Origin of the sequence: Sphingobacterium sp. G1-14, from assembly GCF_002196555.1 — a bacterium.
Taxonomy (GTDB): Bacteria; Bacteroidota; Bacteroidia; order Sphingobacteriales; family Sphingobacteriaceae; genus Sphingobacterium; species Sphingobacterium siyangense.
This window is the reverse complement of sequence record NZ_CP021381.1, coordinates 230,461-256,380: the sequence shown is the minus strand read 5'-3', so window position 1 is coordinate 256,380 and position 25,920 is coordinate 230,461. Positions and strand designations below refer to the sequence as shown.

Here is a 25,920-nt window from a genome sequence, read left to right as displayed (position 1 = left end):
GAGGGGTACTCTTTTAGATGTAGCCTTTTTTCCTCTTATAGCAATATTTTTCTATTTCACATACCAATTGGTATCCTGAGAACCGCCACTCAATGCCCAACTTTCAAATTTGGGATAAACACCGGTTATTTTTTTATATTCATTTGGATAAACAAACGACACAGGTATACATAATCCCCATGGCTCTCCTTTTGACGATCTAAAAGGATCATTAGCAGAGAGCTGTCCTTTTGCGGTTAGGTTCTCCACTAACGCTTTATTCATTTTATCAGTTGCTTTATATCCAACCAAATGAATTTCAGTTCGTGAACTTACTTTATATCCATTTGTAATAATAAAAGAGTTCAGGTCCGCAAAAGTAAAATTATCCAAAGGAGATGTAAATTCTATTGTGATCTCAGATTCAACCGGTTGAAAATTACCGTTTTGTGTCGAAATGAATTGTGTATCCGAAATACCAAATGCCTTATGCGCATCATCACATAATGTTACTACAGCATACTTTTGGTTAGATTCTACACCGTTGGAGCCCAATGGTAAGTTCTGTCCAACCAAATTCTCATTTGTATATTTTACAGATTTCACGTTGGTGGCCAATATACCATCCAACTGAATAGCTGCAGCAAGTCTATTTTTGGCGCCGACAGATCTAATTTTATTTACCAATTTGAGTTTAGTGATTTTATTTGCAGAATTTTGAACTTTTGTGATAGCCACATCCACCACAAAGTCATTCATATCATAATCTCCAATTGACGGCCAATTATCTTCAAAAGCATACGAATAAGTACCCAACTTAACTTCAGTTACTGTTTGATCATTGGGATTACCGCCAGCTGCATTATTACCACCAGCATTACACGAAGTACCCGAAATTACAACTGTTGATTTATCGTAAGGAACTATTTTTGCTGGGCTATTGACCACATAATAAGTATTATATTGCTCATTGGGCGTATGATCAGAGCAAGCAACCTCTACATTACCTGAGTATGTAATTGGCGTTCCCCCCTTTATTAGTTCAACCTTTTTCAAACGTGCCAGTGCTTGACCAGAGGAGGGCCCCATCAAATTGTTAGACCAAGTATCAAAAGTGACTTTAGTTGTAACATCCAATATAGACGAAGCAGCCAAATTTATCTTTGTTCCGGTAGCATTTAAATCTTCTAAACTTAATAATGAACCTGAAGCAATCGAGATCGTAGCTCCGTTTGTTTTCATAGTTTTAATTGTAGTATGACATACAGCCTCTAATGTTGCATTTGTAAAATCAGCGTTATTAACAGTAAGTGTTCCCTCATTTCTAACAATCGTTCCAGAAGTTGAACTACTTAATTTTTGAATTGTCGCTATACCGTAGTTTGTAAAACTTCCATTAGTTACTGTCGCCTCATTAACATCCAATGTTCCATAATTTATATAGAGCGAACTGTTTGTTGTTGTCATTTTAGACAAAGAAGTAGCGCCATAATTTTCAAACCTTCCGTTGGTATTTTGGGTAACATGAGCTAACTGAATTGAACCAGCTTGCGCCACTATTAATGTATTATTACCCCCCAAATTGAATTCATTGCCTGTATTTTTCCATACCCCCTGAACATATATTTTTACATTACTGGAACCATTATTAGCATTAATGGTACCTGTAAATGTTACTCCAGATTTGATGACATATGATTTATTTGATTCAACATATATAGAACCATTACCATTTATTTCAACAGCATCGCTAGGAACGACTACGGTTGCAGCTTCTGCAGTCGACGCTGCTGCCTTCAAGCCTCCACTGCCAAGCAAGGCAGACGATGTAGAACCACGCAAAACGCTCGCTTTGCTGCTTGATCCCGCTTTTGTACCATCGACGCTGATTGTATTTTGTTGCCCAACTTCAACCATACTGATTGCAGCAACACCCAGCGGAGAGGTTTCTCTCAAATAGATGTATTTCGCTACGGTGGGAACCATCAGCTTGCCAACGAAATCCTGACCAGATTTTGCCTGTCCTGCAGCCAAAAGGTTCGCTTCCGCACCAAGGGCTGGATCATTATCAAAAATCTCTACCCGATAGAAGTATTTACCGCTAAATTTATCATCAACGGCAACGCGCACATCTACAGCTCGAGCCGAGCTCCACATAAAATCTGTTGGAACACTAACCCCATCTGGAAACAAGGACGAAGAATCGGAGCCAGTATCAGTTTCGTTGTACAAGTCTTTTACTTTTGAGCAACTTGCCCCAAAGAGCGTAATCCCTGCTAGACCCACCAAGAAGAGATTTAAGCATTTTCTGCTATACATAATTAAATAATAATAGATCAAATAATAATAAATCGATACAAAACAGCACCATCGTTGACCGAAACAGATTTTATACGTGGCTTTACGAATAATCTAAGCTAGAACTGTTTAAGCAAATATATAACTAATTTTAGGGAGTCTACTACAAAATTCGCAGCTACAGTGTAAATTGCAAATCTTGTAGCGGTTCAACTACAAGGCTACAAAAAAACATAATATAAACTACAAAAGAGATTATAACTAACAAAAAGATGTTTACCTACTATTGCTGATTACTCTTTCGGTATTCTGTTGGTGTCACCATTGTTTCTTTCAGAAAAAAGGCGCTAAAGTTATTGACATCAGTATATCCAAGTTCCCAAGCAATCTCTTTAATACTGAGGGAGGATTCAACGATTAGCTTTTTACTAATCCGCAGTAATTCTTCCATAATAACTCCTTTCGGCGTCACCCCTAGCGTCTCCTTGGTGAGATTGGTCAATTTTTTACTTCCTATATTTAATTGATCCGCGTAGAAAGCAACCTGTTTTTCCTTTTTTACATGTTTTTCAACAAGCTCCTGAAAACGTCGCACCAATGATACTTCCGTCCGCTGCCCCAGCAGTTCGCCCGATTGACGATCTTCAGCATATATAGCCGCCAGAAGCACAATCTGCTTCACGATATTATGTGCCAAATCCCGATAAATTGCCTGATTATAATTCTGCTTGGACAGTTTCAGCTGCATGCCTACAAATTCATAGTAGGTCGCGTATTCTTTGGGCACGCTAAGTGTTCGATAGGTATATTCACTTTTGTTAAATGACTTGAAGTTTCGAAGGAAGGCCGTATCAACCTCGGTACGTGCAAAAAAACTTTCCGAAAAATAGATAATCAAAAATGGGCGCTGTTCATTTGTGTTGGCTTCGATTTGTATCCCGCGCGGAATCAAAACTAGACTATATTCCTCAATCTCAGTGATCTGTTTATTGATCTGCATGCTACCGCCGCCACTTGACACAAAAAGAACGACATAGTTCTCTTTTGCTGTTGCATCCTTAATTTCCGAAGACTCCCGTTCTACACCAATAACCCGATGAACTCCAAATTCCATAATAATTATTTACCGCATGTAATGCCTGAAAAACATTTTACGTGCTTAGGCGTGAAGCAATTTAGTAAATAAATCCCGAACACAAAAACTCGCCTCATATTGTATCACAGTTTTATCTGTCTTCATTTTCAAGGCAACCTTACGGTAAGGAAGCATGTATTCCCGTCATCAGAAGCACATTTCATACATTATTTTTCACAAATTATAATTGATAGATCAGCCTCCAAAAGCCACTAAGTGTTTTTTCTTTGCCACTAAGAGGCAATCCCACAGCCATACCGATAGCCAATTTGTTGTTAAGTCCTAACTTAATCTGGGGATGCAAAATTGTTCTTATCTCATCGGAAGAAATTTCCTGATTGACCTCAATACCGATAAAATGGTCTGTCTGTCCTTCTCCCCCTTCCGCGCGCCAAGATCCCGTACAAGATCATTATATAAAGGTTCGGCATGATGTACTTTATCGGGCAGGGATTTATTTTCTTGGGCAAGGCCAGCAACTGAAGTGACGAGGGCACATATAAATAAACATGCGCGCAAGCACCGAGAAGTAAGTTTATTGTTTTCCATATCACAAACCTCAATGTGAAATATGGAAAGACTTGGGAATGTTCTTTTCCTGCTTCAGTAAAGAAATAGCAATGTATAATTCCTTAAGATATATTGATCATAAGCCCGACCAAACATACAATAATGCAGCGCAAAATGTTGGCACGATTAACCGTTAACACCGATTATCACTTACTTCCTCTTTTCCCTCAGCAATCATCGCATTGACGTCGGCCATATCCCCAGCTTCCAAGTGTTCAATATCTTCAGCCTGCTCTTCGGAGTAGCGATCAATAAAGAATGTACAGCCCATCGGAAAATGATCGGACCCAACAGAAGGATAAATAAACAATTTGTCAATAAATACGGTCGGACTATGAAACAGCAGGTCCAAAGGCACTCTGAAAAACCAATAATTGGCATGAAAGGTGGAAAGAATACCTCGCCCGATGCGTGCATCAATCAATTTGCTGGTTTTTTTGAACAAGAGCGAAGATTTGGCCCAGGCCACATTGTTAAAGTCTCCTGTGACAACGACTGGCATTTTATAATCGCGTACCCGCTTACCCACACTGAGCAGATCACCATCCCTTTCTTTGGAGTTTTCTTCTTCTGTCGGACTTGGTGGTGGTGGATGAACAGCAAAAAAGATAAAACGATGCCCATCGGCTGTTTCCAATTCTGCTTCAATACTGGGAATATCATCTGCTACAAAATAATGCACTTGACATTTGTTAACCTTCAGATTGGTATAAAAATGCATACCGTAGGTATTGTCCAGGGTTACCTTCTCAAAATTAGGGTAATCACTTTCCAGCACACGTAAGGCTTTTTCCCATGCCGCATCACTTTCCATGGTCAAAAAGATATGTGGCTTTTCTTTCTGAATCAGGTCAATAAAGCGATCATAAGCCGTATTGAATTGCAGCACATTACAGGAGATCACTTTGATATTATCAGATGCATCCTTGCCCTTTTCATATTTTTCGCGACGCCAAAATTTGGTGTAACGTATCAATATATAGGCGTGGTATACAATCAGCGCCAGCTGTATCCCCTGCAACCACCATATCCACGAATCTTTCCCCACGAGATAAAACCCCATTGCCAAAGCCGGCACCTGAAACACCAGCAGTTGCAGCTTCACAAATTCAGCTACCCGAAAGATCCAATGCTGGCTTTGAAAAAAAGGTAACACACTCAGTAAAATCAATATACTGGAGAATATAACATAGAAAATCAGCATATCGCTAACGCTAACATTTTAAACAAACTTAAATAAATTACACTTATTTTTCAACAGATTATCATTTCTCGATCGCTACTTAGCTATTATAGCCCCTTTTGCAAACTCTCCTGATAATCCACCCTTGTCCTGGCTAGCGCATTCGGGAAGTTCGTGTGGATATACGCTATCATTTGTTCCCGAATATAACAGCTTAGATAAAACAAAGCTAAAAATAAAAAATGATTGCTATTTCAATCATTTTAACTACTTTTGTTTATAATAGCGAACAAAAATAATATATGAGCTCTAAGAAACAAATCATTTTCCCTAAGTTAGCCAAACTTATGGAACAAGTAGGCGAAAATATTAAGTTAGCAAGAAAGCGTCGTAAATTAACAACTATTCAAGTTGCAGAGCGAGCTGGAATTGCGCGTTCAACCTTATACCTTATTGAAAAAGGAGATACAAGCGTCGCATTTGGCGCATATTTAAATGTGCTCCGGGTATTGGGGCTACAAAATGATGTCTTGCAATTAGCAGCAGACGATGATTTAGGAAGAAAACTACAAGATCTCGAATTATTAAAGTAGCAATCAATGGCACACAACAAGTTTGATATATACGTATATGCGCACTGGAAAGGGATGGCGGAGCCTAAACTTATAGGGACCCTCTCAGCACATTTTGCTAAAGGTAAAAAGGCATTCAGTTTTGAATACGATAAAATATGGTTGAAATCGGAGCAACTTCAAATCTTAGACCCTGAAATACAGTTTTTTTCAGGAACACAATATGCTAGCGAAAAAGGAAACTTCGGTATATTTCTAGACAGTATGCCCGACACTTGGGGGCGAACACTCATGAAAAGACGCGATGCTCAGTTGGCAAAGGGGCGGAACGAAAAGCCTCCCTTCTTATATGATATCGATTATTTATTGGGGGTTTATGACGAGAGCCGTATGGGAGCACTACGTTTTAAAACAACTAAAGACGGTCCATTTTTAGATGATAATAATCAAAAGCCAACTCCTCCATGGTCATCGGTAAGAGAGCTGCAGCACGCTGCTGATCGGCTCGAAAATGACGAAAGTAACGACGATATAAAGGAATGGCTTACGATATTAATGGCTCCCGGATCTTCATTGGGAGGAGCCAGACCTAAGGCTAATATTTTAGATGATAATAATGAATTGTGGATTGCAAAATTTCCCTCTAAAAATGATATTTTTAATAAAGGTGCATGGGAATTTTTGTCGTACCAACTTGCCACTGGAGCAGGTATAACAATGGCTCCATCCAAAATGGAAAGGATATCTGGAAATTATCATACCTTTTTTACGAAACGATTCGACCGTAAAAAAAAAGATCGTATCCATTTTGCTTCGGCAATGACTATGACCGGCAATAATGAAGACACAATTCGTGACAATCCTGCGAGCTATCTGGAAATTGCAGAATTTATACAAACACATGGAACAATGATTGAAGAGAATTTGCAACAGTTATGGAGAAGGATTGTTTTCAATATTGCGATATCCAATACCGACGATCACCTACGAAACCACGGTTTCATTTTAACAGATGAAGGCTGGATTTTATCTCCAGCGTATGATTTAAACCCCTCTATTGAAAAAAATGGTTTATCACTGAATATCGATATGGAAAATAACGCGCTGGATTTTACCCTGGCGATAAGTGTGGGGGAATTTTTTAGACTTAATTCCACTCAAATGAATAGTATTATAGGTGAAGTACTGGAAAGCGTAAATCAATGGGAAAATGTTGCAGATAAGATTGGCATATCAAGAGCAGAAAAAGAATTAATGAGTAGAGCATTTAAAACACATTTCTAGATCATCCATCACCTACCCCTACTATTTTCAAGAGACCATCATTTATCAAGCGCTCCTCAGCTATTAAATACCCAATTGCTCGCTCTCCATATAATCCACCCTTGTCCTGGCTAGCGCATTCGGGAAGTTCGTGTGGATATACGCTATCATCTCCTCGCGGATAAAACAACGCAGGTCAAAAGCTTGCCCCGAATTGCGGCAGCTCATCAGGCAGCGGATCTCCATGGTACGCTCTTTAAAGTCAGTTACCTGAAGCACATTGACTTTACCGTCCCAAAGGGGGTGTCCGGTAAGTAAGGCTGTCAATTTCTCACGCAATAGCTGCACAGGTACGGTAAAATCTGTATAGATAAATACAGTACCCAATATTTCAGAAGTCGTACGTGTCCAATTTTGGAATGGTTTTTCGATAAAATAGGTGATGGGCAATACCAAACGGCGTTTGTCCCAGATATTGACTACTACGTAAGTGAGATTGATTTCCTCCACACGCCCCCATTCCCCTTCAACAACCAAGACGTCATCCATTCGGATAGGCTGTGTAAAAGCAATCTGAAAGCCAGCAAGTAAATTTCCCAAGGACTTCTGTGCAGCAAAACCGATGATAATACCGCCAACCCCCACGCCAGTAAGCAAGCCAGCACCGATTTTCTGCATGCTATCAAAGCTTAATAGGATAATCGCCAAAGAAATTACGATGATGAGGGTGACGACCACTTTCCGGATAAAGACGATTTGCGTTCTAATCTTTCGTTCGCGCAGGTTATTCTCCTTATTGATATCAAAACGATGATAGAGATAATCTTCAAAAACCTTAATCCCCTGTATCAGCACAACAGCAAAGAAACCGACCAATAAAAGTTCATTGGTTTTGGTCACGACGCGGAGGGTCCTTTCGTTAAATTGTGCGAAAGGCAACAAACTGTTAAAGACAATTAATGGGATAAATACACTCAGCACACGGTTAAAGCGACGGATAAAGGAACGGAAAAGGGAATACGATTCCTGTTCAATGGCCTGCCTGCGCAATAAAGGAATAAATATCAGCTTAATCAAAATACCAATCAAAAATGAAAATAGAATTAATGCAATATTCCAGAGCCATGCGGGCCATTTCTGTGAAAGTTGAATTAATGTTTCGTTCATCATACTGTTCTTTCTTTGTGTTAACACTTGTCTTTATTAAAGTATAACTGCTCAGCAGGGTTAACGTTTGTTTTATTTTGAGAAAGATTGGTTAAATAAACAGCAAAGAATACGGCCATGCACTTTGCTAAGCACATGAATGTTGATACGCCATAATAAAAAGACATGCACAATACCAAAAATCAAGAATTCTTCAAAATAAAAATTAAAAAAACAGTAGTACACAATAATATAAAGTGATAAAAACAAAAAAACCAATATTAATAAGCATAAACGGAAAAATAAAATGAAAAAAAGAGCAATCATATGATAAAACAAAAGAAATAGAGGTAAAAAGAAGTAAAAAATCAAATAAAAATAAATTTTCACCAAAAAAACAAATAAAAAACAGATTAAATTTTGCAAAAACAATAATATACCCTATATTTACAACACCTTAATAGGTTTATAATTGGTTATTTAAAGGTTTTCATCTCCCCGATTGAAAACCTTTTTTTTTTATTTTATATTTAACCATCAAAAAATATGTTCTTTGAACATTCTTTACAGCAAAATCCAATCAATCTCTAGCAAATCACCACAAATATGTCCAAGAATTTGATCCCCTTAACTTAAATTATCAGCATTAACAGATAAGACTATCCTCGAACAGCCTTTTGGTATGTTTTTTGAGCTCAAAGAGCCAATGACAGACCGGTGACTAACTTTATGTAGTGCATTACTTAAATATACTATCTAAGAGGTAATCTCCGTTTATTAAGAAATTTAAAAGATGCGGAACATCAAACTTTCCAAAAAAAATTAAACCAAAACATAGAGATAACAATGAGCAAGAAAAAAGACAATTCTAGATGGCTGAATGTGGCCATATCCTGGGGAGCGAGTATCGTCATCATTGGGGTACTATTTAAGATTCTACATATCGGTGGCACCACAGCCAATTATATGATCGGAATCGGTTTGGCTGTAGAAGCCTTCCTATTCTTTCTAATGGGCTTTAATCCCCCTCCTGCAGAACCAGACTGGACACGTGTCTATCCTGAATTGGACGATAATTTTACTGGGGAGCTACCTCAAAGAGGAAAAACTGTGGTGGCCCAACCTGCAGGCCCATCGGCCACAGCTGCTTTGGACAAAATGTTCGCCGATGCAAATATTGAACCCGCAAGCATTGAAAATCTCGGTCGTGGTCTACGTGATTTCAGCGAAAAAGTATCCGCTATCAATAAGCTTTCAGATGTTTCACTTGCGACAGAAGAATTCACCCATAAGCTCCGAACAGCAACTTCTAAGTTTGATAACCTGAGCCTAGCGTTTGAAAAAGCTTCGCAAAACCTAGTCGCCATGTCGAATACCTCTGGCGATACGTCCAACTACCACGAACAGGTAAAAAGTTTGACAACCAACCTAAGCCAATTAAATGCGATGTATGAACGTGAGTTACGCGATTCGGCCTCACATTTACAATCGATGAACAAGTTTTATGAGAACCTAAGCTTTACTATGCAGAACTTCAACGAATCGCTGGATGATTCCAAAGCATTTAAAGATGAAGTGGGCAAGCTAGCAAAAAACCTCAATGCCTTGAATGCCATTTATGGCAACATGTTGAGCGCGATGAATCAGCCGCGTGTGTAATTAATTCTTGTATTACTTAAATCAAAAACAATGGCATTAGGAAGAGAAACTCCAAGACAAAGGATGATTGGCATCCTCTATCTGGTCCTGCTCGCCTTATTGGCGCTCAATGTACCAGATTCCATCTTGGATGCATTCAAAAATATCAACAACAGTCTCGAAACATCCAAATCGAATGTGAGCACAGCCGTTCAACAACTGTTCGCCGCGTTCGAAAACACCAAGTTAAAAGAAGAACCCGCACGTGCCAAACCAATCTACGACAAGGCAAAAAAAGCGCAGGCTATTATTGGAGAACTCAATCAATATATTGGTTCTTTAAAAGAAGAGTTCGTTAAACAAGGTGGTGGATACGATGAAGAAAAGGGCGATCTGGCCCAACGTGAAAACGAAGACATTTCACCGAATCTGATGATCAATGAGAAAAAAGGAACCGTCTTAAAAGACAAAATCAATTCAACACGTACCAAACTGTTGGCCCTACTGACACCTGAAGAACAAAAGATGGTCTCGTTCTCTTTGGAGGCTAAAGATCCGGAGAAATCTATAAACGGTAAAAAATCCTGGGAAGAAATTAATTTCGGCAGTGGTACACCTTTGACCGCAGCGATGACTATTTTAACCAAAATTCAGACCGATGCACAGAATGCAGAGTCCGACGTGGTCAAACTTATTTTAGGTAAAATGGATCAGGCCGTTGTGAACTTAGACAAATTTGCAGCAGTTGCTGTTGCCCCGACCTCCTATTTGGTCCAAGGGCAACCTTATAAAGCCGAAGTGTTTTTGACGGCATCCGATTCAAAATCTGAACCGGCCATTTCTGTTAATGGATCATCACTTCAGGTGGTAGATGGAAAAGGTGTTTATTCGGTCAATACCAGTCGGGAAGGTATCTATACCTGGACCGGTGTGATCAAAGTAAAACAAACCGATGGATCCTACAAAGAATATCGGACCCCTGTACAAACCTACCAAGTTGCACGTCCTTCAGCGGTCGTATCGCCAGACAAAATGAATGTACTTTATATCGGTGTGAACAACCCTATTTCGGTATCCGCGCCGGGTACTCCCACAGATAAAGTTCGTGTCAGTATGAGTGGTGGTAGTATTTCCAGTGCCGGTGGTGGTAAATATAATGTGAAGGTAAGTTCACCGGGTACAGCACATATTTCAGTATCCGCGGAGGTAGCACCTGGAAAAACACAGACCCTGAGTTCGACAGAATTCCGTGTGAAACGCATTCCGGATCCTATTGCCAAGTTTGCTGGTAAAACAGGCGGTTCGATGGCTACTGTGGCACTTAAAGCGCAGAATGCTCTTTTTGCAAAACTGGATAACTTTGACTTTGATGCTACCTTTAAAGTTACCAAGTTTACCATGATTATTGCCAAACCACGCGCAGACGCCATCGTTTTGTCGACTTCGGGCGGGCAACTGAGTTCAAGCATGTCATCTGCATTAAATGGTATTGTACCTGGCACACGCGTCATCTTTGACAATATTGTTGCTGTGGGTCCAGATGGAACTTCCAGACAGCTCAATGCAGTTGCTTTGACTGCAAATTAATGTAAACGACCTACATCTACTTAACAAGCAACTGCCCCTGCATAGAATGCAGGGGCAGTTGTTAACAAACGTAAGCCCTGCTCTTTCTGGGAGCAGGTTTTTTTTATTCAGATAAAATGCGATATAATTCTAGGTTTAGGTAATACACGTTACGGCTCACCGCACGTTTTTCGAGTATGCCTATATCGGAGAGCTGATCAAGATATTTGCGAGCCGTATTTTCGGCATAGGCCCCCTGATCCGTTAAGTGTTTAACACGTGTAAAAGGTTGCGTGAATATAGCTTCTACCAAGAGTTCGGGCCGCATTATATCTCCTTTTTGGACAATAGCATCCAATATCGCATCTTTGGCCGCAATAATATCGTTGATCTTGTGATAGGTCAATGTCGCGGTTTCCTCTACAGCTTTCAGCATATACAAAATCCAATTTTTCCAGCTACCCCGCTGAGAAATACCAGCAAGACCATCATAGTATGCCTCTTTATGCTCCATGATATATCGGCTCAAAAATAAGATGGGGTAATCAAGCAAGCCCTTCTGTGTCAGATAATGAATATTAAATATACGTCCCGTACGGCCATTACCATCTCTGAAAGGGTGGATTGCCTCAAACTGAAAATGCCCTATAGCCATCTTCAGAAGTGGATCCAAGGGAAATTTATCATCATTATTGAGAAATTCAATTAAATTATCCAGCTTTTGTTCTACCAATCCTATCCCTCTTGGGGGCGTATAATGTGCTTTTCCTGCGTTTGGTCCAGATCCCCCTTGCTTGATATAGATCTGTGCAATGGGCGTTCTTATACCGTCAGAGAACTGACTCACAATGCGATACATGCGGATAAAATAATCGCGGTCAATGATTCCCCCATTGGACAGATAATGATAACCGTCCCATAATGCTTCCCTATAATTTAAAATTTCTTTAGCAGCTCCCTGTGTCTGTTGCTGCTGAGACTCACTGAATGCTTGATACAATTCATCGTCTGTCGTAAAGATATTTTCTATCGCACTCGACGCCTTAGCCTCTTGCAAACTAATGGAATTGATTAAAATACCCTGGTTTGGTATGACAATACTTCGCCCCTGTAGACGGCCTATTGCCGCTTTAGCATTTCCCAGTTGCTCATATATTTCGACAGTCTGATAGTATTCGGGAGCTATCGGCAATTCAGGAAGCCCATTCCATGGCGCTGCTCTATCGGGGTTAATCCTATATGTCATATACGAATATACAAAAAATGAACCTTAAAAACCAATACATTTTAAGGTGAACACTAATTTGAGCCTCAAATATAATTTTATAACGATTGTTCACCTTAAAAACACTAATCTTTTAAGGTGAACTCCAATTTGAACCTTAAATATGATTTTTCAAAGACTGTTCACCTTAAAAACACTCATCTTTTAAGGTGAACAATAATTTGAGCCTACTTTCTCCCCCTCCACCAGATCCAATACCCTAGCACAGCTAGTAAAACTGCCCCTATCGCAAAGATTTGAGTTGATACGACTTTATTTTCCCGCTTCACATATAAATCAGAAGCCGCTGCCGCCTCGCTGTTTACACGCTGAAGCTGCAAATTCTCTTCAGTTTGTTTTATGTTCGACTGCTCTGCGAAAAGTCTTCCGCCCTTAGCCCATAATCCGCTATCCGGCTGAAACCAAAATGGACTATCCGTACTAAAATACCAGTAGGAAGATAAACTATCCTGCTGCTTCTGATGATAGGCCAGATCCCAATGTTCATATTGATTATAACGCTGCGTGGATTTCTCTTCCAATTGCTTTTTCCCTTGGAAAACGCTGCAACTGATGATTACAGCAGTGCTTATCATGAAGAGGAAAAAAACTAGGCTTCGAGCTACCGAAATTTTGTATTTATTCATGACCATGCCCTCCTCAATCGATCCAGTTAGCGATAGCATAAATCGTAGCAAGTGGACGCCGCCGCGATTCTACCCGGTCATGGCTATTGCCTTCTACCGAAATCAACAGGGATCCCTTTATAACTTTAACTAGGCCTACATGATGGATCCGTTTTAATTGGCTGCTATAGATCGCAAATAAATCGGCTTGCCGCACATCTCCTTTCAAGAACTGCACTTTAGTATAGCAGCGCGCTTTTGGAAAGAGCGCGGGGCTCCATGCACTGCGCGGTATGGAAAGACCAGCCTGACCATAACACCAGCTGGCAAATGCTGCACACCATTCATAACCTTCATCGAGGCCTACATAGGCCAGGTATTTGGAAATCTCCGGTCCCTTATTTTCACCTCCGGTCTCCCTTACGCCAATTTCATTCGCTGCAATTTCATCAATCTGCCGTCTCAGCAGATCAGTGTTACGTACACGAGCATAATCATTGTTACACCTTCCGTCTAAAACAGCATTTCCAGTAGCAGCAGAAATGCAAAGAGCAATAGAAAGAAAACCGAGAAATAAAGAATGGATTGTTGCCATGAGTTTAATTGATTAAAGTGATAAAAAATATCCTGTCTATAATATTTGAAGGGTCTCCAGAGGTATTCCAGCAACCAAATGCAGCAACATATAAAGACCGTTCCGGCCATCAGCCCAAAATAAAGCAGGGACAGTACCCCCAGATCAAGCGCAGCTGATGCCGGGTCGAAAAATTGTAATATACTCCCAACATATAGGAAAATAATGACCAATAATATGCTTGCCATACCGAGCAGGTACTTGGGCTCGATCGGCAGTTTTTGTGTTAGACCATACCATGGTCCTTTCATTTCTACACTGTTCATAGTGATATAATTTAATAGTAAAAAATAGTTATACGTTGCCCGCATATTGACTCCGCGAATAGCGGTTTCGATTCCGATCGCGCAGCAAGATAAAGACATCAAGCCGGACATTTTGCATATAATCAGGCAGTTCGAGTCTTAAGCCTGAACTCGAGCGCGTAACCAGGGCCTCGTTACGGATAGCGACTCCGGCTATCGGATCATAAGCCACCAACAGCAGCTCGTCATCGTGGTTCATGGCCGTGATCTCACCACCGTCAAAGTCTAACCACAATCCATTATCATCCAGCGCCATACTCTCTACGCTTATCCCTTGCACAGAACCATCGGAGAGCAGAATGAGAGCAGGATCAATATATTGATCCGGGTATTCACCTTTGACCGCATATTTGACCGCATGCGCCATTGCCAGATTTCGGGCAGAAAGATGTTTTGCTTTTTCCCGACGTACGTACTGTGCAAATCCCTCCTTAATAATCGATGCCAATGGCAAGAGATATTGGCTGGCCAGATAAAATTTTTGCTGCGTCATCAGCATACCTATTGTCTTCTTTTGTTTTCTTTTTTTCATCTGAAAATGTATTAATGAATAACATCCTTTTCACGATACCGAAATATACCAAGGGCAGGTATGCCCTTGGCAATTTTCTGCTTCTTAGGCTAGCATTATTTCACCGAGATAACTGCTTCTGCTGATTTTGGTCTTTGTCCGGTCGGACATAAAATACCAGATATGCACAGCATCTCCCAGCAGATGCTCAGGCACTCCAAATGTGATCACCCCATCTTGCCTTTTCGGCAAAGTTGGCGAAGTCATGAATTCATCCTTTGCCGGATGGTAACAGATCACATAAAAGAGATCGTCTCCTTTTGTCTCGTAGACATCGTTATTGCCCGTCGACCAAGCCACTGTGATCTGATCTGCATCAAAACCAGCTTCTACTGTTCCGCCCCCGCCGTAGATCCCATCAGCAATTCTGATCTTGCTATAGTCCAAGCTCAGATCAGGATAAACACCCTGAATAGCCAGATCCTGATTTAGCTGAAAAGCGTAGTTGAGCGGCGTGAGGCGATCTGCCTTTTTCTGGCCAAAACCGATTTTTAGAAAGTTATTAATCGGCAGCAGAAAACGCATCAGCGTCTTAAATCTTGCCTGCACGATGAGCTGTGCTTCCGTATACGGCTTATTGCTCTTTTTAGCGAGCCCTCTGATATAGTTGATGCTCTTCCAACTGGCACCGATCACTGAGCCGGCCTTACCACTAAAGCCCCCATTTGCTCCGTTTACAATTGTTCCCATTTTTAAAAATTTTAAGGGTTAAAAAATAAATCGCCAAGATTTTTATACCGGTATTTTTGCTTGACAGAACAAACATAAAACATTCATTAACAGAAAAATACAACACAAAACAGATTGTCCGATGCTTGTCCGAAGGTTGCCTATCAATTGTCCGAATGCAGCCAATCGATAAGTAGAAAACCCTACAATGATCTGCTACCGGATTGCTTATGGCCTCCAGTTGGGATTGACTTATCAAATACCGATGATGAACCTATTTAAGACCTAGTTCGATAGGTAAACACAAGGTCTCAACTAGGAGTTAGCTAGGAAAATTGGCGAGAAAAGGGCATGAAAGGGATGAACCAAGCCTATGGCAGATGCGAACGAGCGCTTAAACAGCAGCGAAGCCCGGCCCGATGGCCAAGAACTTCGCTGCAATTTAACATCAGCTATTTAAATAACGTTTGAGTCGGAGCACGTCGTCAAGCTTAAAATACTTTTTGCCCCCTTTATCGCGCTGATACACCTCAATAAGGCCTAAGTTTTGATACCGCAACAACGTACGGTCCGATACGCCTACCGTATCTTTGACAAATACCGTGTCACGAAGTTCCACCTTGTCGTCATCAGCCTGAATGCTATCCAGCACTGCAGTTTTCAACTTTTGTATTTCTGTAAAAAGGATATGTAAGGCCTGCAAGAGATGCGCATCTGTCTTTGGGCTTGGGTTGTTGTACGAATTTTTTCTCATATTTTTAGTTGTCTATAATGGCAAATGGGATTATCCACCAAGTGTATTGGAATTAATAAAGCTAAAGAATTCCGGATACAGTTTTTTGTCACCTACGGGGAGCGTTTTTTTCGTTCCTTCAGTCATCAGTACCCCGCCAACGCCATAACTGTAAAAAAAATTGATATTAATAATAATGCTCTGATGGCATTGCTTAAACCACTTCACCGGCAGTCGGCCCAATACTTCCCGCATGGTACTGCTGCAGCTCAGTGTTTTACCCCCGATCATGTGAAATTTAACCTGTCCATTGGTACTTTCCACATAAACAAGTTCTTTCATACGAACCTCCGTACGCTGATAACGCACCGGCCCTTTGATCATAAAATAATACGTATAATTTTCCAGTGAATCGTGATCAGCGAGGGGGATCAATTTAGCGAGCACTTCGTCCACCCGGCGCAATGCGGCATAGAAACGACTCTTAGACACCTCTTTGAGCAGCACATCAACGACGCCGAAATCGTATCCCGGGTCTTCGTATTGGCGGTGTGCTGTATAAAGAATTGTTTTTAGATTTGAGCTGGGCAAGGTTCTTAAAAAATCAAAAGCGTTGGTCTTTCCTAGTTCGACATCAAGGATCATAAAATCCACTTTGTTGGCACGCAGAAAAATCCGGGCTTCCTGCGGATCACTAAATGTTTTGGCAATCTGCACATAGCCGATCTCTTCGACCATCTCAAGCAGATGGTCTATATGCGGCTTTTGGTCATCGATGATGATTCCTATCCATATTCTATTCATATTTTCCGTCATTTTTTGTTCCTTAAATTATTTGTAGCGCTGCACACATAACGTGAGTTCATAATGCTCAGCGTCCTGCTTTTCTTCCATCGAAAAGTCCGTTCCAAAGAGGTATTCCATGCGTGTTCGTACATTTCGAAGCCCCACATCGTGACTTGGCATCATCTGAGGGCCGCTTCGTTTTTTATTTTGAACCATAATCCGATAACCGGCATTACCGACAAGAATGTCGATTTTGGCCGGGTGATCTTTATCCCAAAGGTCCGCATGCTTGAATAAGTTACCAGCGAGCGTCTGCAATAGTGTAGGTGCAGTACTAAATCGCATCAGGTTACCCGAGCAGCAAACATTTATATAAAAAGGATTCGGTTCGACTTCCTCCTGGATGGACAAGTACTGCTCCAGTGCTTTCACTTCATCTGCTAATAATATATGGGTTGCCCCTTCCACCTGATGGGCCTCCATGTAGAATTTCATTAAGCGATAAATTTCCTCAAGCTGCATGCCCAATTTACGATCATAGGGATCCACCTTATTTTTTAAATAGCTAAAAATATTCGCCATCATATGCGGATGCACCTGTGCAGATAAGGTTGTATACTGAAAAGATTTCATGCTAGATTCTGCATTCAGGCGTGCTTTCACTGCCTCAAGTTTATCAGTTGATTCGCGAAGCTTACTCTTATAGTAATAATAGCCCACCGCCATCACCGTATAATTACTATGCATGACGAGAAAGGTCTGAGAATACTTCGTCCAACTAAAGGCATGATGAACGACAACGTACTTGTTATTTATAATCTCCAGTCCAAATTTTCCATACAGTTCGTAGTACACGAATATTCCGGAGAGTAAATAAAAGCCTATCATCAACACGATAGTTCCCAGTATATGACCCCGATCGTAAACATACTTCAAAATCAGATATATCGCATAGAAGATGATCGCGCAGTAAAACACGGTGATGAAGGAAGCTCCCAGATTCAGTCTGGAATTGCCTAGTGCATTTACAACAAAAAAATAAAAACTATATCCTATCCAGAAACAGCAGTGCGACAGCCACTTTCTTTTAAAGAACCTATTCATATTATTGGTTTATATTGATAACCTAAAGATAATTACAACATTATGTTTAGACAAGTATTCCAATCGATTTCTTATAAAATCGTTACAGGAAGAGGATAACTCAGGTAAGTAAACTTGTCGAGCAGCAGCTGTTTCTCTTTCATGCTAAATGAAATTATACGATTAGTTGCCGACCAGGTTGCTTCATCTGAGCTTGGTGACATACTTTTGTGTAGGTAAAACCAAGCTTCCCAGGCCTCCGGATATTCCAACAGGATCTCTTCGAAATCCCCATAAATGATGCGGCTAAAATAGTCCGTAAACTGCCTGGCGCTCGGAAACCAGTTTTTATACCAATGACTCAATGTGCAAATAACAATGGGCTCATTTTCTGCCGCTATTTTGGCAATTAGAACTGTTATATTTTTTTGAAGCAAAAAAGCCATATGTAGAATCCCATGCTTTATCTTAATGCTGCCATTTAGAAAAGGGATTTCGCTTAATTTTTGCGCCTGGAAATCTTTTTCGGCACTTACCCCTCCATCGAGGTAGCAGAATATATGATAGCCAAGATCCATCTGCTGCCGCAACTTAAAGAAAAGATAAGGATCCTCGGCGTCTAGAAATACAACTTGTTTTTGCCAACGGTCACCGAGCAAAGCTGCATAATGCTGTGACTGCTGCAACATAACCTCTTTAGCCACAGGAATACAAAGTTTATAGCCGCGCTGAACCAGTAAAGCTGGCACAGCGCGATAGTAACCAAAATGAAAGCTAAGGATAACTTGTGGTCGCTCTGGCGGCGAGAGCCAAAAGATGTTGTAATCGAACTGAAATTTAGCAGGGTCCATTTCTGCCTGCCGACTTGAGAAATTAATCGTTTCACGGTGTAGATTTTGCTGGATATCAAGCTGATGGATACCCAAAAGATGTTGCACATTGGCCGAGAAAAAAACAAAGTCCCGCCAATCCTTTTCGGTGTAGGCCTGCATGGCGGCTTTCCAAGTAAATTGCATATAAAAATACGTTAGGGTTAACATTGGGAATATGCCATGCCTAAGGATAAGGCACAGCATACTCAATTATCTTGATACTCTTAAGGGAAAACGATATTGCATTTCCCTCCATCATCCTCTTCATCAATACCTAACATCAGGTCAGTGATGGTCAGAGGATGTGGATTGTATAGTCCAAATTGGGCTAATAATGTTGTTATTTCCACGCTGTTTCTCGTAAAAAATAAAACCATAGGCTGTTCTCGCAACAGCATTACGGCTTCAGGCACTGAAGACTGTGGATCGATCGGGAGTAAAAATTCAACTAATAATTGGAGAGCCAAAAGACATTGCCTTCATCTACCTTTTGGTTCCTAAACTTTCCATTTTGTCGATAATTTGGGGGGCAAAAGAGGTTTTTCTAGAGTCAAAAGGTATTATAAGGGTAGTTTCGTCAATGACTTTCAATCATCGTAGCTTTGTTAGTGCAACATATATTATTGTCAGTTAGCCAGATAAACCGAAAAAAACTTTATTATGTCAATTAAGCATAACACCAAGGCGGGATTCAAACTATTATTTGATTTTTGGGGAAAATATCACACAATAGATCATTTTCACTATCAGTGGGCAAAGGACAACCTCAAAGTCAAGATCGTCAAACGAGGCGAGCAACTCAGTCCAGCTGACCGTCCTTCGGAGATGACCTATTTTGTCGCGAAAGGTCTCCTGGCGCGGGTGGAAGAAAATACGGAAACCGGCAAACGCAGAATCATGAGCCTGGCTATTCCAAACATGGCTTTGATGACGACTAATCACCTCTATACACATCATCTACACAGCGGGCATATAGTGGCACTCCGTTCGGGAATTATTATTGTGATCCCGCATTCGGTACTTCGGCAGTTTCAGGAACAGGAAAAATCCATCGATACATTGATTGACGTATTGGGCAATAAAAAGAAGAGGCAACTGGTTTTGCTAAGGCAGGCCACATTGGGCTATTCTCCTTTTGAGCGTTACCTTAACTTTACCCGGCTGTTGCCCGAAATTAAAGCTGCTACCACACAGGTTGAGCAGGCTGATCTACTGGGCATCTCCCGCCACACGGTGCAGCAGGCTCAGTATTTTCTGCTCACGGGCAAATATGCCCAAAAATAGCTCCTATGGTACAGGCCTATATCAGACTTATTTTGCATGCAACTTTGTATAAGGAGCTAGCGAAAGTGCTGGCTTTAATAAACATTTTATAAACTAAACTTTAAGCTTATGCTTACAAAAAGAAACAGCTGGCTACGTGCCGGCACATTAGCCGTATTAGGATTGGGCCTTGCATACGGTACCCAAAGCTTTACGGAAAAGGAAGAAGTGAAAGTAGAGCCAAAAACTACAACAACAAGAGCCAACCAGACTTGGTACAACAATGAGCTGGTCAATTCGGATCCTACAAATCCAGCTAACTATGCATTGACGCCTAAATTTGAATGTGGGGATAAAACAGAAGAAATCTGCTCTATCTCAGCACCCGACAATGGTTCTGGTCAACCAGACATGTCCCATGTTCAACCTTCGGGTCAAACTGTAGAAAGCGAAATTCAAGACGCGACTTCTACCCCTACTCCTACAACGAACGACACTGTTCTCGCTCTCCGTTCTAGTCAGTAAAACAATAAGCAGGCTTTCTGAGATTGAAAGCCTGCTTTTCTTTCTTACCGTGGGTTTTGTGGAATATCACTTTGCATAATCACTTCGGCTGGAATGGGATAGAGATAACGGGAATCATTCGCAGGCAGCTCGTACCTTTTTATTTTTCCGTTGACATTTATTTCACGATAGAGATCAATCGCATAATCAGGATCTACATTCAATCGCTTCAGATCAGACCACCTTACACCACGAAATAACATTTCCTTACGCCGTTCGTTCAATATCAGATTTAAAAGATCCTTCGTATCTGAAACCACCAACTTTTCAAAAGTCCCCTTACGGACTCTATTTTCCAAAAGCTTATTCATATCATCCAACGCCTCTTTTGTAGTCCCCAGCCGGGCATTGCATTCCGACCGGATCAAGTAAAGTTCGTCATTTGCAAATCCGGCAAAGTAGGAAGCTGACCTTCCCGAATAGTAACCTTTAAATGCATATTCTGTTGCGTTGACAGTTTTGAAAAAAACCGATTTACGAAGATCATTATCTGCAAATGAATTATAGATAGACTTCGGTATCCGTGCCGTGCTATTATGTAACACACTACTCGCCGATATTGTTGAGCCATAATAGATCATCTCCACATTCTTCGGGTTAATCGGAAAAGCAGGTGTCGGATCGATTGCATTAAAATCCATTAAATCAGCATTTAGTTTCAGACTTTCATTTGCATAATATCGAGCCTTTACATAATCCGACATACTAAGATAGATGCGGGCTAGGGCTGCATAAGCGGCACGTTTGCTCGGCCTATTGATTTCAGAAGCCTGATCTTTCAAACATGGGATTGCACCACTAAGATCATCAATAATCTGTTTATAAGTCTCATGCACTGTCGCTCGGGTAACAGGCACATTAAAATCAGAAGTCAACCTGATTGGTACCCCATAGGGACTATCTGTATCCTTATCAAATAGAGGACTGTATAACTGAGCTACATAAAAATGTGCCAGTCCGCGAACAAACATCGCTTCACCTCGGATATCCATATTTTTGATTGGCTGCAATCTTTCTACTCCCTCCAATACAATATTAGCAATCATGATGGTGTTGTAACATAATCTCCAATAATCAACATCCATAGAGAGCATTTCCTTGTCCCAGGTATAAGCTTCCTGATAGCTTGCTAGCATTTTTCCATAGTCGACATCAGCCAAATAATAATCATCCGTCCCTAATTCGATCAAGCCAGGATAATAAAGATTAATCTGGGATTCAAAATCTAACAGCGCCCTTAAGTCCTCTTCCTTATCTGGGGTAGCTGCAGACAACTGAGGCTTTTCATCCAAAAATTTATCACAAGATTGGGAGAAAACACTCAGAAGCAAAATCATCATTGTATAAATAATATATTTCATATCCATCGTTATTTAAAAATGCACTGATACCCCGGCAGTGTAATTTCGAGCCGGAGGCATATTATTATAGTCGGGGTCTATCCCCCATTTGTTGTCTTTCCATAGCAAAGCCACATTATTTACCGAAGCATAACACTGTATAGGATAATTCTTTGCTAATTTCCACTGATATTGTAGTCGTATATCCTGTAAACGTATTAGGTCACCTCTTCCAATGTTTGCTTCAGAGTAGGCATAGAAATTGTCTCGGTTGGAATTTGCCGGATAAGTCATAGAAGGTACCAATGTCCACAATTCATCTCCAGGATTCTGCCAACGTTGTGTGTAATCACCATGTGTACGCCAACTATTAAATAAATCCTGATAACGAATGGTTTCCTTCTGAAAAAAATGGCCAAACTTATAGGCAATATGCACAATCAGCATCCAGGATTTCCAGCTGAAGGTCTGATTTAATGATCCATAATATGGTGGTATACCTGTTCCATGGTAGACCAAATGTTGCATGGAATCTGCCAACATTTTGGTATAATCTTTGGACACTTCTCCTTTTAAATATCCTTGAGGGTCACCACTCATTGGATCGAGCCCCACAAAGCGATAAGAAAATACAGGATAAAGTGCTTTATCTTCTACGGGCGATAGATTTCTTCCAGCAGAAGAAGTAAATGTCAATGCGCGCCATGTTCCGCCGTAATATTTATCCACCTTATCCTTATTGATCGTAAAAAGTACTTTCGCTTTCCATTTGAAGTTGCCATCCAACAACTTTGCATCCAGGTCGATATCGATTCCTTTTCCCGATGCAACGGCTACATTTCGCCTTACCGTTGTAAAACCGTAGGTTGGATCTATAGGATCAGAAGCAAAGAGATCGGTAGATTTTTTGAAATAAGCATCTGCCGATAATGAAATTCTATTATTAAAAAGTGCCGCATCCAAGGCGACATTGATCATCCGTACATCCTCCCAGCGAAGCGATGGATTAGGTAGTATGGATACTTTTGCACGAGGAAAAGTACTTACATCAGTATTCAGACCTGCCATATATGTCAAGATGGGTAAACTTGTAGTCATGCCTCCCGAATTTCCGCTATGCCCCAAGGTGGACCGTAGTTTTAGGCTATTGATAACACTATTCTTTGGAAAAAAAGCTTCGTCCGAAACTCTCCAAGCCAGACCGGTCGACCACAGTGGATTCCATCTATTGTTGGCATTTACTCCAAATAGATTAGATGCATCCCTACGCCCACTAACTGAAAAGATATAACGCCCCTTGTAAGTATACGAAGCATTTCCAAATAACGAAACATAGCGCCGAGTCAGTTTATCAAAACCATTTGTATAAGGAATTCGGCTCAAGCCACTAAGGCCATCATAAATTGGATAGGCATCTACAGGATTGACCAATTGGCTGATATACAATTTCTCATCAAATCCGTAAGTTGTAAAAAGATCACTCTCCTCTGTCCGAGTGGATACTTCTGATCCAGCAAAGAAATTCAGTTCATGTAGATCACTCCATTTGTGTGCAAAATTGAGCTGTACTCTTCCTTTATGGCTGGTGAAATCATTGTTCCCATTGGTCAGTATCCCTCCCAGCGGTACAATCCGTTTTACGGTCCCATTACCGACCTGTGTAAAGCGATTGATCAAATCACGCGTAAAGAAAGACTCCTGTCCGCGTAGGGTCCGGTTCGCCCCCAATTGCCCTTCAAAACCATACTGACCAGTAATCTCCAAACTATTCCACAGCTTGACCGATAGTTTAAGCCCTGCATTCCAATAATTGGTATTGTTATCAGCTTTGGAAACACCAAATTCATTCAAAGGCCGGTAAAACCAGTCGAGCAACCCCTCATTGCGATCAGCAACTGATTCCATATACCTAAAATTATACTGTGATGGAATTACCATCGGATTGCCGGCATCACCCATCAATTGCGCATAAGGATACAGATTTGTCCTGCCCCCGCCAACACCTATCGGATAATCAATGAGGTCCGGATTATAGCTATTCTTCATATTGGAATAAAGCAGATTGCTCTCCAGCCTAAAGTGTTTCCAGAAATTCAGCTGATAACTTCCATTGATCACCAGCCGTTGATTGCTGCTCTCCCTTTTGCTGAGCATATTTCTATCGTAGCCGATCCCTACCCGGTAACCACTCTGCTCACCACGGCCTGACAAGGCGATATTATTTTGGCTTAGGGTACCATTGCGATAGACGTAGCGGAGCAGGTCATTGCGGTAATCCAATGTTTTATATTTTTCGATACGTGCATTCATTTCCTCCTGCGTAACCAGTCCTTTGGAAAGATCATACAGCCCATCAACAAGCGGAGAGACGATACCCCTATTGGAATTTGTTCCATTCAATATCGTATTGTAAAACCCTTTGTCAAACAGCATTTTTTCCACTTCGATAAACTCTGCCGAAGACATTTTAGGTAAATACATCAGGTCAGGTTTTGCGGTAATGGTCAGATTAGACGAAAAGTCCACCGCTGTTCCCTCCTGTTTATTGCGATTTTTGAGTTTGATCACGATAACACCATTTCCGGCCCGTGCCCCCCAGACCGATGTCGCTGCAGCATCCTTCAGCAGCGTAACGGTCTCCACATCATTCGGATTGATGGCATTGATATCCCCTTCAAAAGGCAGGTCATTGACAATAATAAGTGGCCCCATCAAAGCATCCGAAAGAGTATTTATACCACGGATATTGATCTGATTGGTACCCTTACGCCGATCCATCTGCAGGGCGGAAAAATTCCCCTCCAGGCGGTCAAGAATATTGCCCGATGATAGTCTCTGCGTTATGATCTTATCATCTACCAATGCAAAAGCCCCTGTAGCACGGTCTTTGGGAATGCGCTGGTAGCCTGTTTCGACCATCACCTCCTCAAGCTGATTCGTTTTCTTGGTGAGAACGATCCAAAAGTTCTTATTTTTGGATTCAGCGAGCGCCAGTACACGCGTTTCATACCCCATGTAGCTGACAGATAGCCGTTCACTAAGATCAGTCGCCGATACTTGAAACTTTCCTTCGCGATCTGTCCTGGTTTGCGTTTTCGTTTTTAACAGCGTAATGCTCGCGCCAGCAATTGGCTTGGTAGACTCATCTACTACTGTTCCAGTATAGTTGTGCTGCGCTTTTAATTCCATTTGCATGAAGCATAATGTAATGAAGAGCATGTAAATTAACCACTTATTCATAATTACCTTGCCCCCTCAACAAGTCAATTACATTATCAATCTGTTCTTTATTTACGAATGTATGACCTGTAATTGCCAGCACGGTACCGCGTGGCGAGATCCATACATACCTCGGAATTGAAGCATGTGGAAACAAGCGTATCAGGTATTCGTCATCATACACAGTAGGGAGCAAATTTCCTCCTATCCGAGATAAGGTTTCGTTATAGGTCTTTTTAATTTTTTGGAGATCATCGCGGCGATGTTTGGTATTGACAAGTACCATCGCTAGCGTATCTGCATACCTTTGACTCAGCTTCTCACCTTTTGGCATCTGGGTTAGGCACATTCCGCACCATGTGGCCCAGAAGTCCAAGATGATCAGCTTACCTTTCAGATGTTTTAAATCTGTAGTGATAGCCGTACCATTCGTGTAAACTTTATACTGTCGGGTATAAAAATCTTCGGGAACCCGATCGCCTACATTGATTGGTGCAACTGTAGGAAGCCCATTGGCCCCACTGTCCTTGCGGGGCGTCTGGGCCGATAAACTAAACATAGAAACCAAACACAGCAGTATTGCTCGTGCTCGTTTGCTTTTAAAAGCCTTGTATAAATTGTATAGTGTTGATTTCATCATC

24 protein-coding genes are annotated in these 25,920 nt (G+C 41.1%); 6 read left to right on the top strand and 18 right to left on the bottom strand.

Going from position 1 to position 25,920, the window contains the following annotated elements; all coding sequences use genetic code 11:
* Positions 1-51: 51 nt before the first annotated feature.
* The 4 genes from CBM24_RS01145 to CBM24_RS01130 form a co-directional block, all read right to left on the bottom strand.
* The gene (locus CBM24_RS01145; protein WP_088159915.1) at positions 52-2,298 is read right to left on the bottom strand and encodes an LruC domain-containing protein; all 2,247 of its coding nucleotides are present in this window, start codon (positions 2,296-2,298) and stop codon (positions 52-54) included.
* A gap of 262 nt (positions 2,299-2,560) precedes the next feature.
* Positions 2,561-3,391 (bottom strand): helix-turn-helix domain-containing protein, encoded by an 831-nt coding sequence (locus CBM24_RS01140; RefSeq protein WP_088159914.1) that lies wholly within the window; start codon positions 3,389-3,391, stop codon positions 2,561-2,563.
* A gap of 333 nt (positions 3,392-3,724) precedes the next feature.
* Positions 3,725-3,961, bottom strand: coding sequence for a hypothetical protein (locus CBM24_RS27455; RefSeq protein ID WP_088159913.1), 237 nt, complete (start codon positions 3,959-3,961; stop codon positions 3,725-3,727).
* 154 nt (positions 3,962-4,115) lie between these two features.
* Positions 4,116-5,186: an endonuclease/exonuclease/phosphatase family protein gene (locus CBM24_RS01130; RefSeq protein ID WP_088159912.1), complete on the bottom strand. Its 1,071-nt coding sequence runs from the start codon at positions 5,184-5,186 to the stop codon at positions 4,116-4,118.
* Between the two features lie 281 nt (positions 5,187-5,467).
* Between CBM24_RS01130 and CBM24_RS01125 the strand changes: the two genes are divergently transcribed.
* The gene (locus CBM24_RS01125; RefSeq protein WP_070570037.1) at positions 5,468-5,758 is read left to right on the top strand and encodes a helix-turn-helix domain-containing protein; all 291 of its coding nucleotides are present in this window, start codon (positions 5,468-5,470) and stop codon (positions 5,756-5,758) included.
* 6 nt (positions 5,759-5,764) lie between these two features.
* On the top strand, positions 5,765-7,021 hold the full coding sequence (locus CBM24_RS01120; protein WP_070570035.1) for a type II toxin-antitoxin system HipA family toxin: 1,257 nt from the start codon (positions 5,765-5,767) through the stop codon (positions 7,019-7,021).
* A 63-nt stretch (positions 7,022-7,084) separates the two neighbouring features.
* Here CBM24_RS01120 and CBM24_RS01115 read toward each other — a convergent pair whose 3' ends face one another.
* Positions 7,085-8,170: a mechanosensitive ion channel family protein gene (locus CBM24_RS01115; RefSeq protein WP_232475655.1), complete on the bottom strand. Its 1,086-nt coding sequence runs from the start codon at positions 8,168-8,170 to the stop codon at positions 7,085-7,087.
* A gap of 822 nt (positions 8,171-8,992) precedes the next feature.
* Here CBM24_RS01115 and gldL point away from each other — a divergent pair.
* Positions 8,993-9,805, top strand: a complete 813-nt coding sequence (gene gldL, locus CBM24_RS01105; protein WP_088159910.1) for a gliding motility protein GldL — start codon at positions 8,993-8,995, stop codon at positions 9,803-9,805.
* A gap of 30 nt (positions 9,806-9,835) precedes the next feature.
* Positions 9,836-11,371, top strand: coding sequence for a gliding motility protein GldM (gldM, locus tag CBM24_RS01100; protein WP_088159909.1), 1,536 nt, complete (start codon positions 9,836-9,838; stop codon positions 11,369-11,371).
* Between the two features lie 103 nt (positions 11,372-11,474).
* Here the strand turns inward: gldM and CBM24_RS01095 are convergent, their stop codons facing one another.
* The 10 genes from CBM24_RS01095 to CBM24_RS01055 form a co-directional block, all read right to left on the bottom strand.
* A complete protein-coding gene (locus CBM24_RS01095; RefSeq protein ID WP_088159908.1) occupies positions 11,475-12,596 on the bottom strand; it encodes a Fic family protein in 1,122 nt (373 codons plus the stop codon).
* 206 nt (positions 12,597-12,802) lie between these two features.
* Positions 12,803-13,210: a hypothetical protein gene (locus CBM24_RS01090; RefSeq protein ID WP_157698343.1), complete on the bottom strand. Its 408-nt coding sequence runs from the start codon at positions 13,208-13,210 to the stop codon at positions 12,803-12,805.
* 64 nt (positions 13,211-13,274) lie between these two features.
* On the bottom strand, positions 13,275-13,835 hold the full coding sequence (locus tag CBM24_RS01085; protein ID WP_088159906.1) for a CHAP domain-containing protein: 561 nt from the start codon (positions 13,833-13,835) through the stop codon (positions 13,275-13,277).
* On the bottom strand, positions 13,754-14,140 hold the full coding sequence (locus tag CBM24_RS27125) for a hypothetical protein (protein WP_157698342.1): 387 nt from the start codon (positions 14,138-14,140) through the stop codon (positions 13,754-13,756). The genes CBM24_RS01085 and CBM24_RS27125 overlap by 82 nt, the downstream gene beginning before the upstream one ends.
* Before the next feature lie 28 nt (positions 14,141-14,168).
* Positions 14,169-14,711 carry a DUF6266 family protein gene (locus CBM24_RS01080; RefSeq protein WP_088159905.1) on the bottom strand — a complete coding sequence of 181 codons (543 nt, stop codon included), beginning with the start codon at positions 14,709-14,711 and terminating at the stop codon, positions 14,169-14,171.
* 84 nt (positions 14,712-14,795) lie between these two features.
* Positions 14,796-15,440, bottom strand: a complete 645-nt coding sequence (locus CBM24_RS01075) for a DUF6266 family protein (protein WP_088159904.1) — start codon at positions 15,438-15,440, stop codon at positions 14,796-14,798.
* Between the two features lie 427 nt (positions 15,441-15,867).
* A complete protein-coding gene (locus tag CBM24_RS01070) occupies positions 15,868-16,173 on the bottom strand; it encodes a hypothetical protein (protein ID WP_088159903.1) in 306 nt (101 codons plus the stop codon).
* 30 nt (positions 16,174-16,203) lie between these two features.
* The gene (locus CBM24_RS01065; RefSeq protein WP_198386021.1) at positions 16,204-16,956 is read right to left on the bottom strand and encodes a LytR/AlgR family response regulator transcription factor; all 753 of its coding nucleotides are present in this window, start codon (positions 16,954-16,956) and stop codon (positions 16,204-16,206) included.
* A gap of 27 nt (positions 16,957-16,983) precedes the next feature.
* Entirely contained in the window at positions 16,984-18,042 is a 1,059-nt protein-coding gene (locus tag CBM24_RS01060) for a histidine kinase (protein WP_088159901.1), read from the bottom strand.
* Between the two features lie 71 nt (positions 18,043-18,113).
* Positions 18,114-19,037: a hypothetical protein gene (locus CBM24_RS01055; RefSeq protein ID WP_088159900.1), complete on the bottom strand. Its 924-nt coding sequence runs from the start codon at positions 19,035-19,037 to the stop codon at positions 18,114-18,116.
* A 516-nt stretch (positions 19,038-19,553) separates the two neighbouring features.
* On the opposite strand from CBM24_RS01055, the gene CBM24_RS01045 reads away from it, so the two are divergent.
* Positions 19,554-20,177 (top strand): Crp/Fnr family transcriptional regulator, encoded by a 624-nt coding sequence (locus CBM24_RS01045; RefSeq protein WP_088159898.1) that lies wholly within the window; start codon positions 19,554-19,556, stop codon positions 20,175-20,177.
* A 108-nt stretch (positions 20,178-20,285) separates the two neighbouring features.
* Positions 20,286-20,681 carry a hypothetical protein gene (locus tag CBM24_RS01040; RefSeq protein ID WP_088159897.1) on the top strand — a complete coding sequence of 132 codons (396 nt, stop codon included), beginning with the start codon at positions 20,286-20,288 and terminating at the stop codon, positions 20,679-20,681.
* Between the two features lie 44 nt (positions 20,682-20,725).
* On the opposite strand, the gene CBM24_RS01035 is transcribed toward CBM24_RS01040, so the two are convergent.
* Genes CBM24_RS01035 through CBM24_RS01025 form a run of 3 tightly spaced genes read right to left on the bottom strand, consistent with a single transcriptional unit; the run spans position 20,726 to position 25,919 of the window.
* Positions 20,726-22,081 (bottom strand): RagB/SusD family nutrient uptake outer membrane protein, encoded by a 1,356-nt coding sequence (locus CBM24_RS01035; RefSeq protein ID WP_198386020.1) that lies wholly within the window; start codon positions 22,079-22,081, stop codon positions 20,726-20,728.
* 12 nt (positions 22,082-22,093) lie between these two features.
* Complete coding sequence (locus CBM24_RS01030) at positions 22,094-25,249, bottom strand: SusC/RagA family TonB-linked outer membrane protein (RefSeq protein ID WP_157698341.1); 3,156 nt, start codon at positions 25,247-25,249, stop codon at positions 22,094-22,096.
* 43 nt (positions 25,250-25,292) lie between these two features.
* Positions 25,293-25,919 carry a TlpA family protein disulfide reductase gene (locus CBM24_RS01025; RefSeq protein WP_088159894.1) on the bottom strand — a complete coding sequence of 209 codons (627 nt, stop codon included), beginning with the start codon at positions 25,917-25,919 and terminating at the stop codon, positions 25,293-25,295.
* Between the last annotated feature and the right edge of the window lies 1 nt (position 25,920).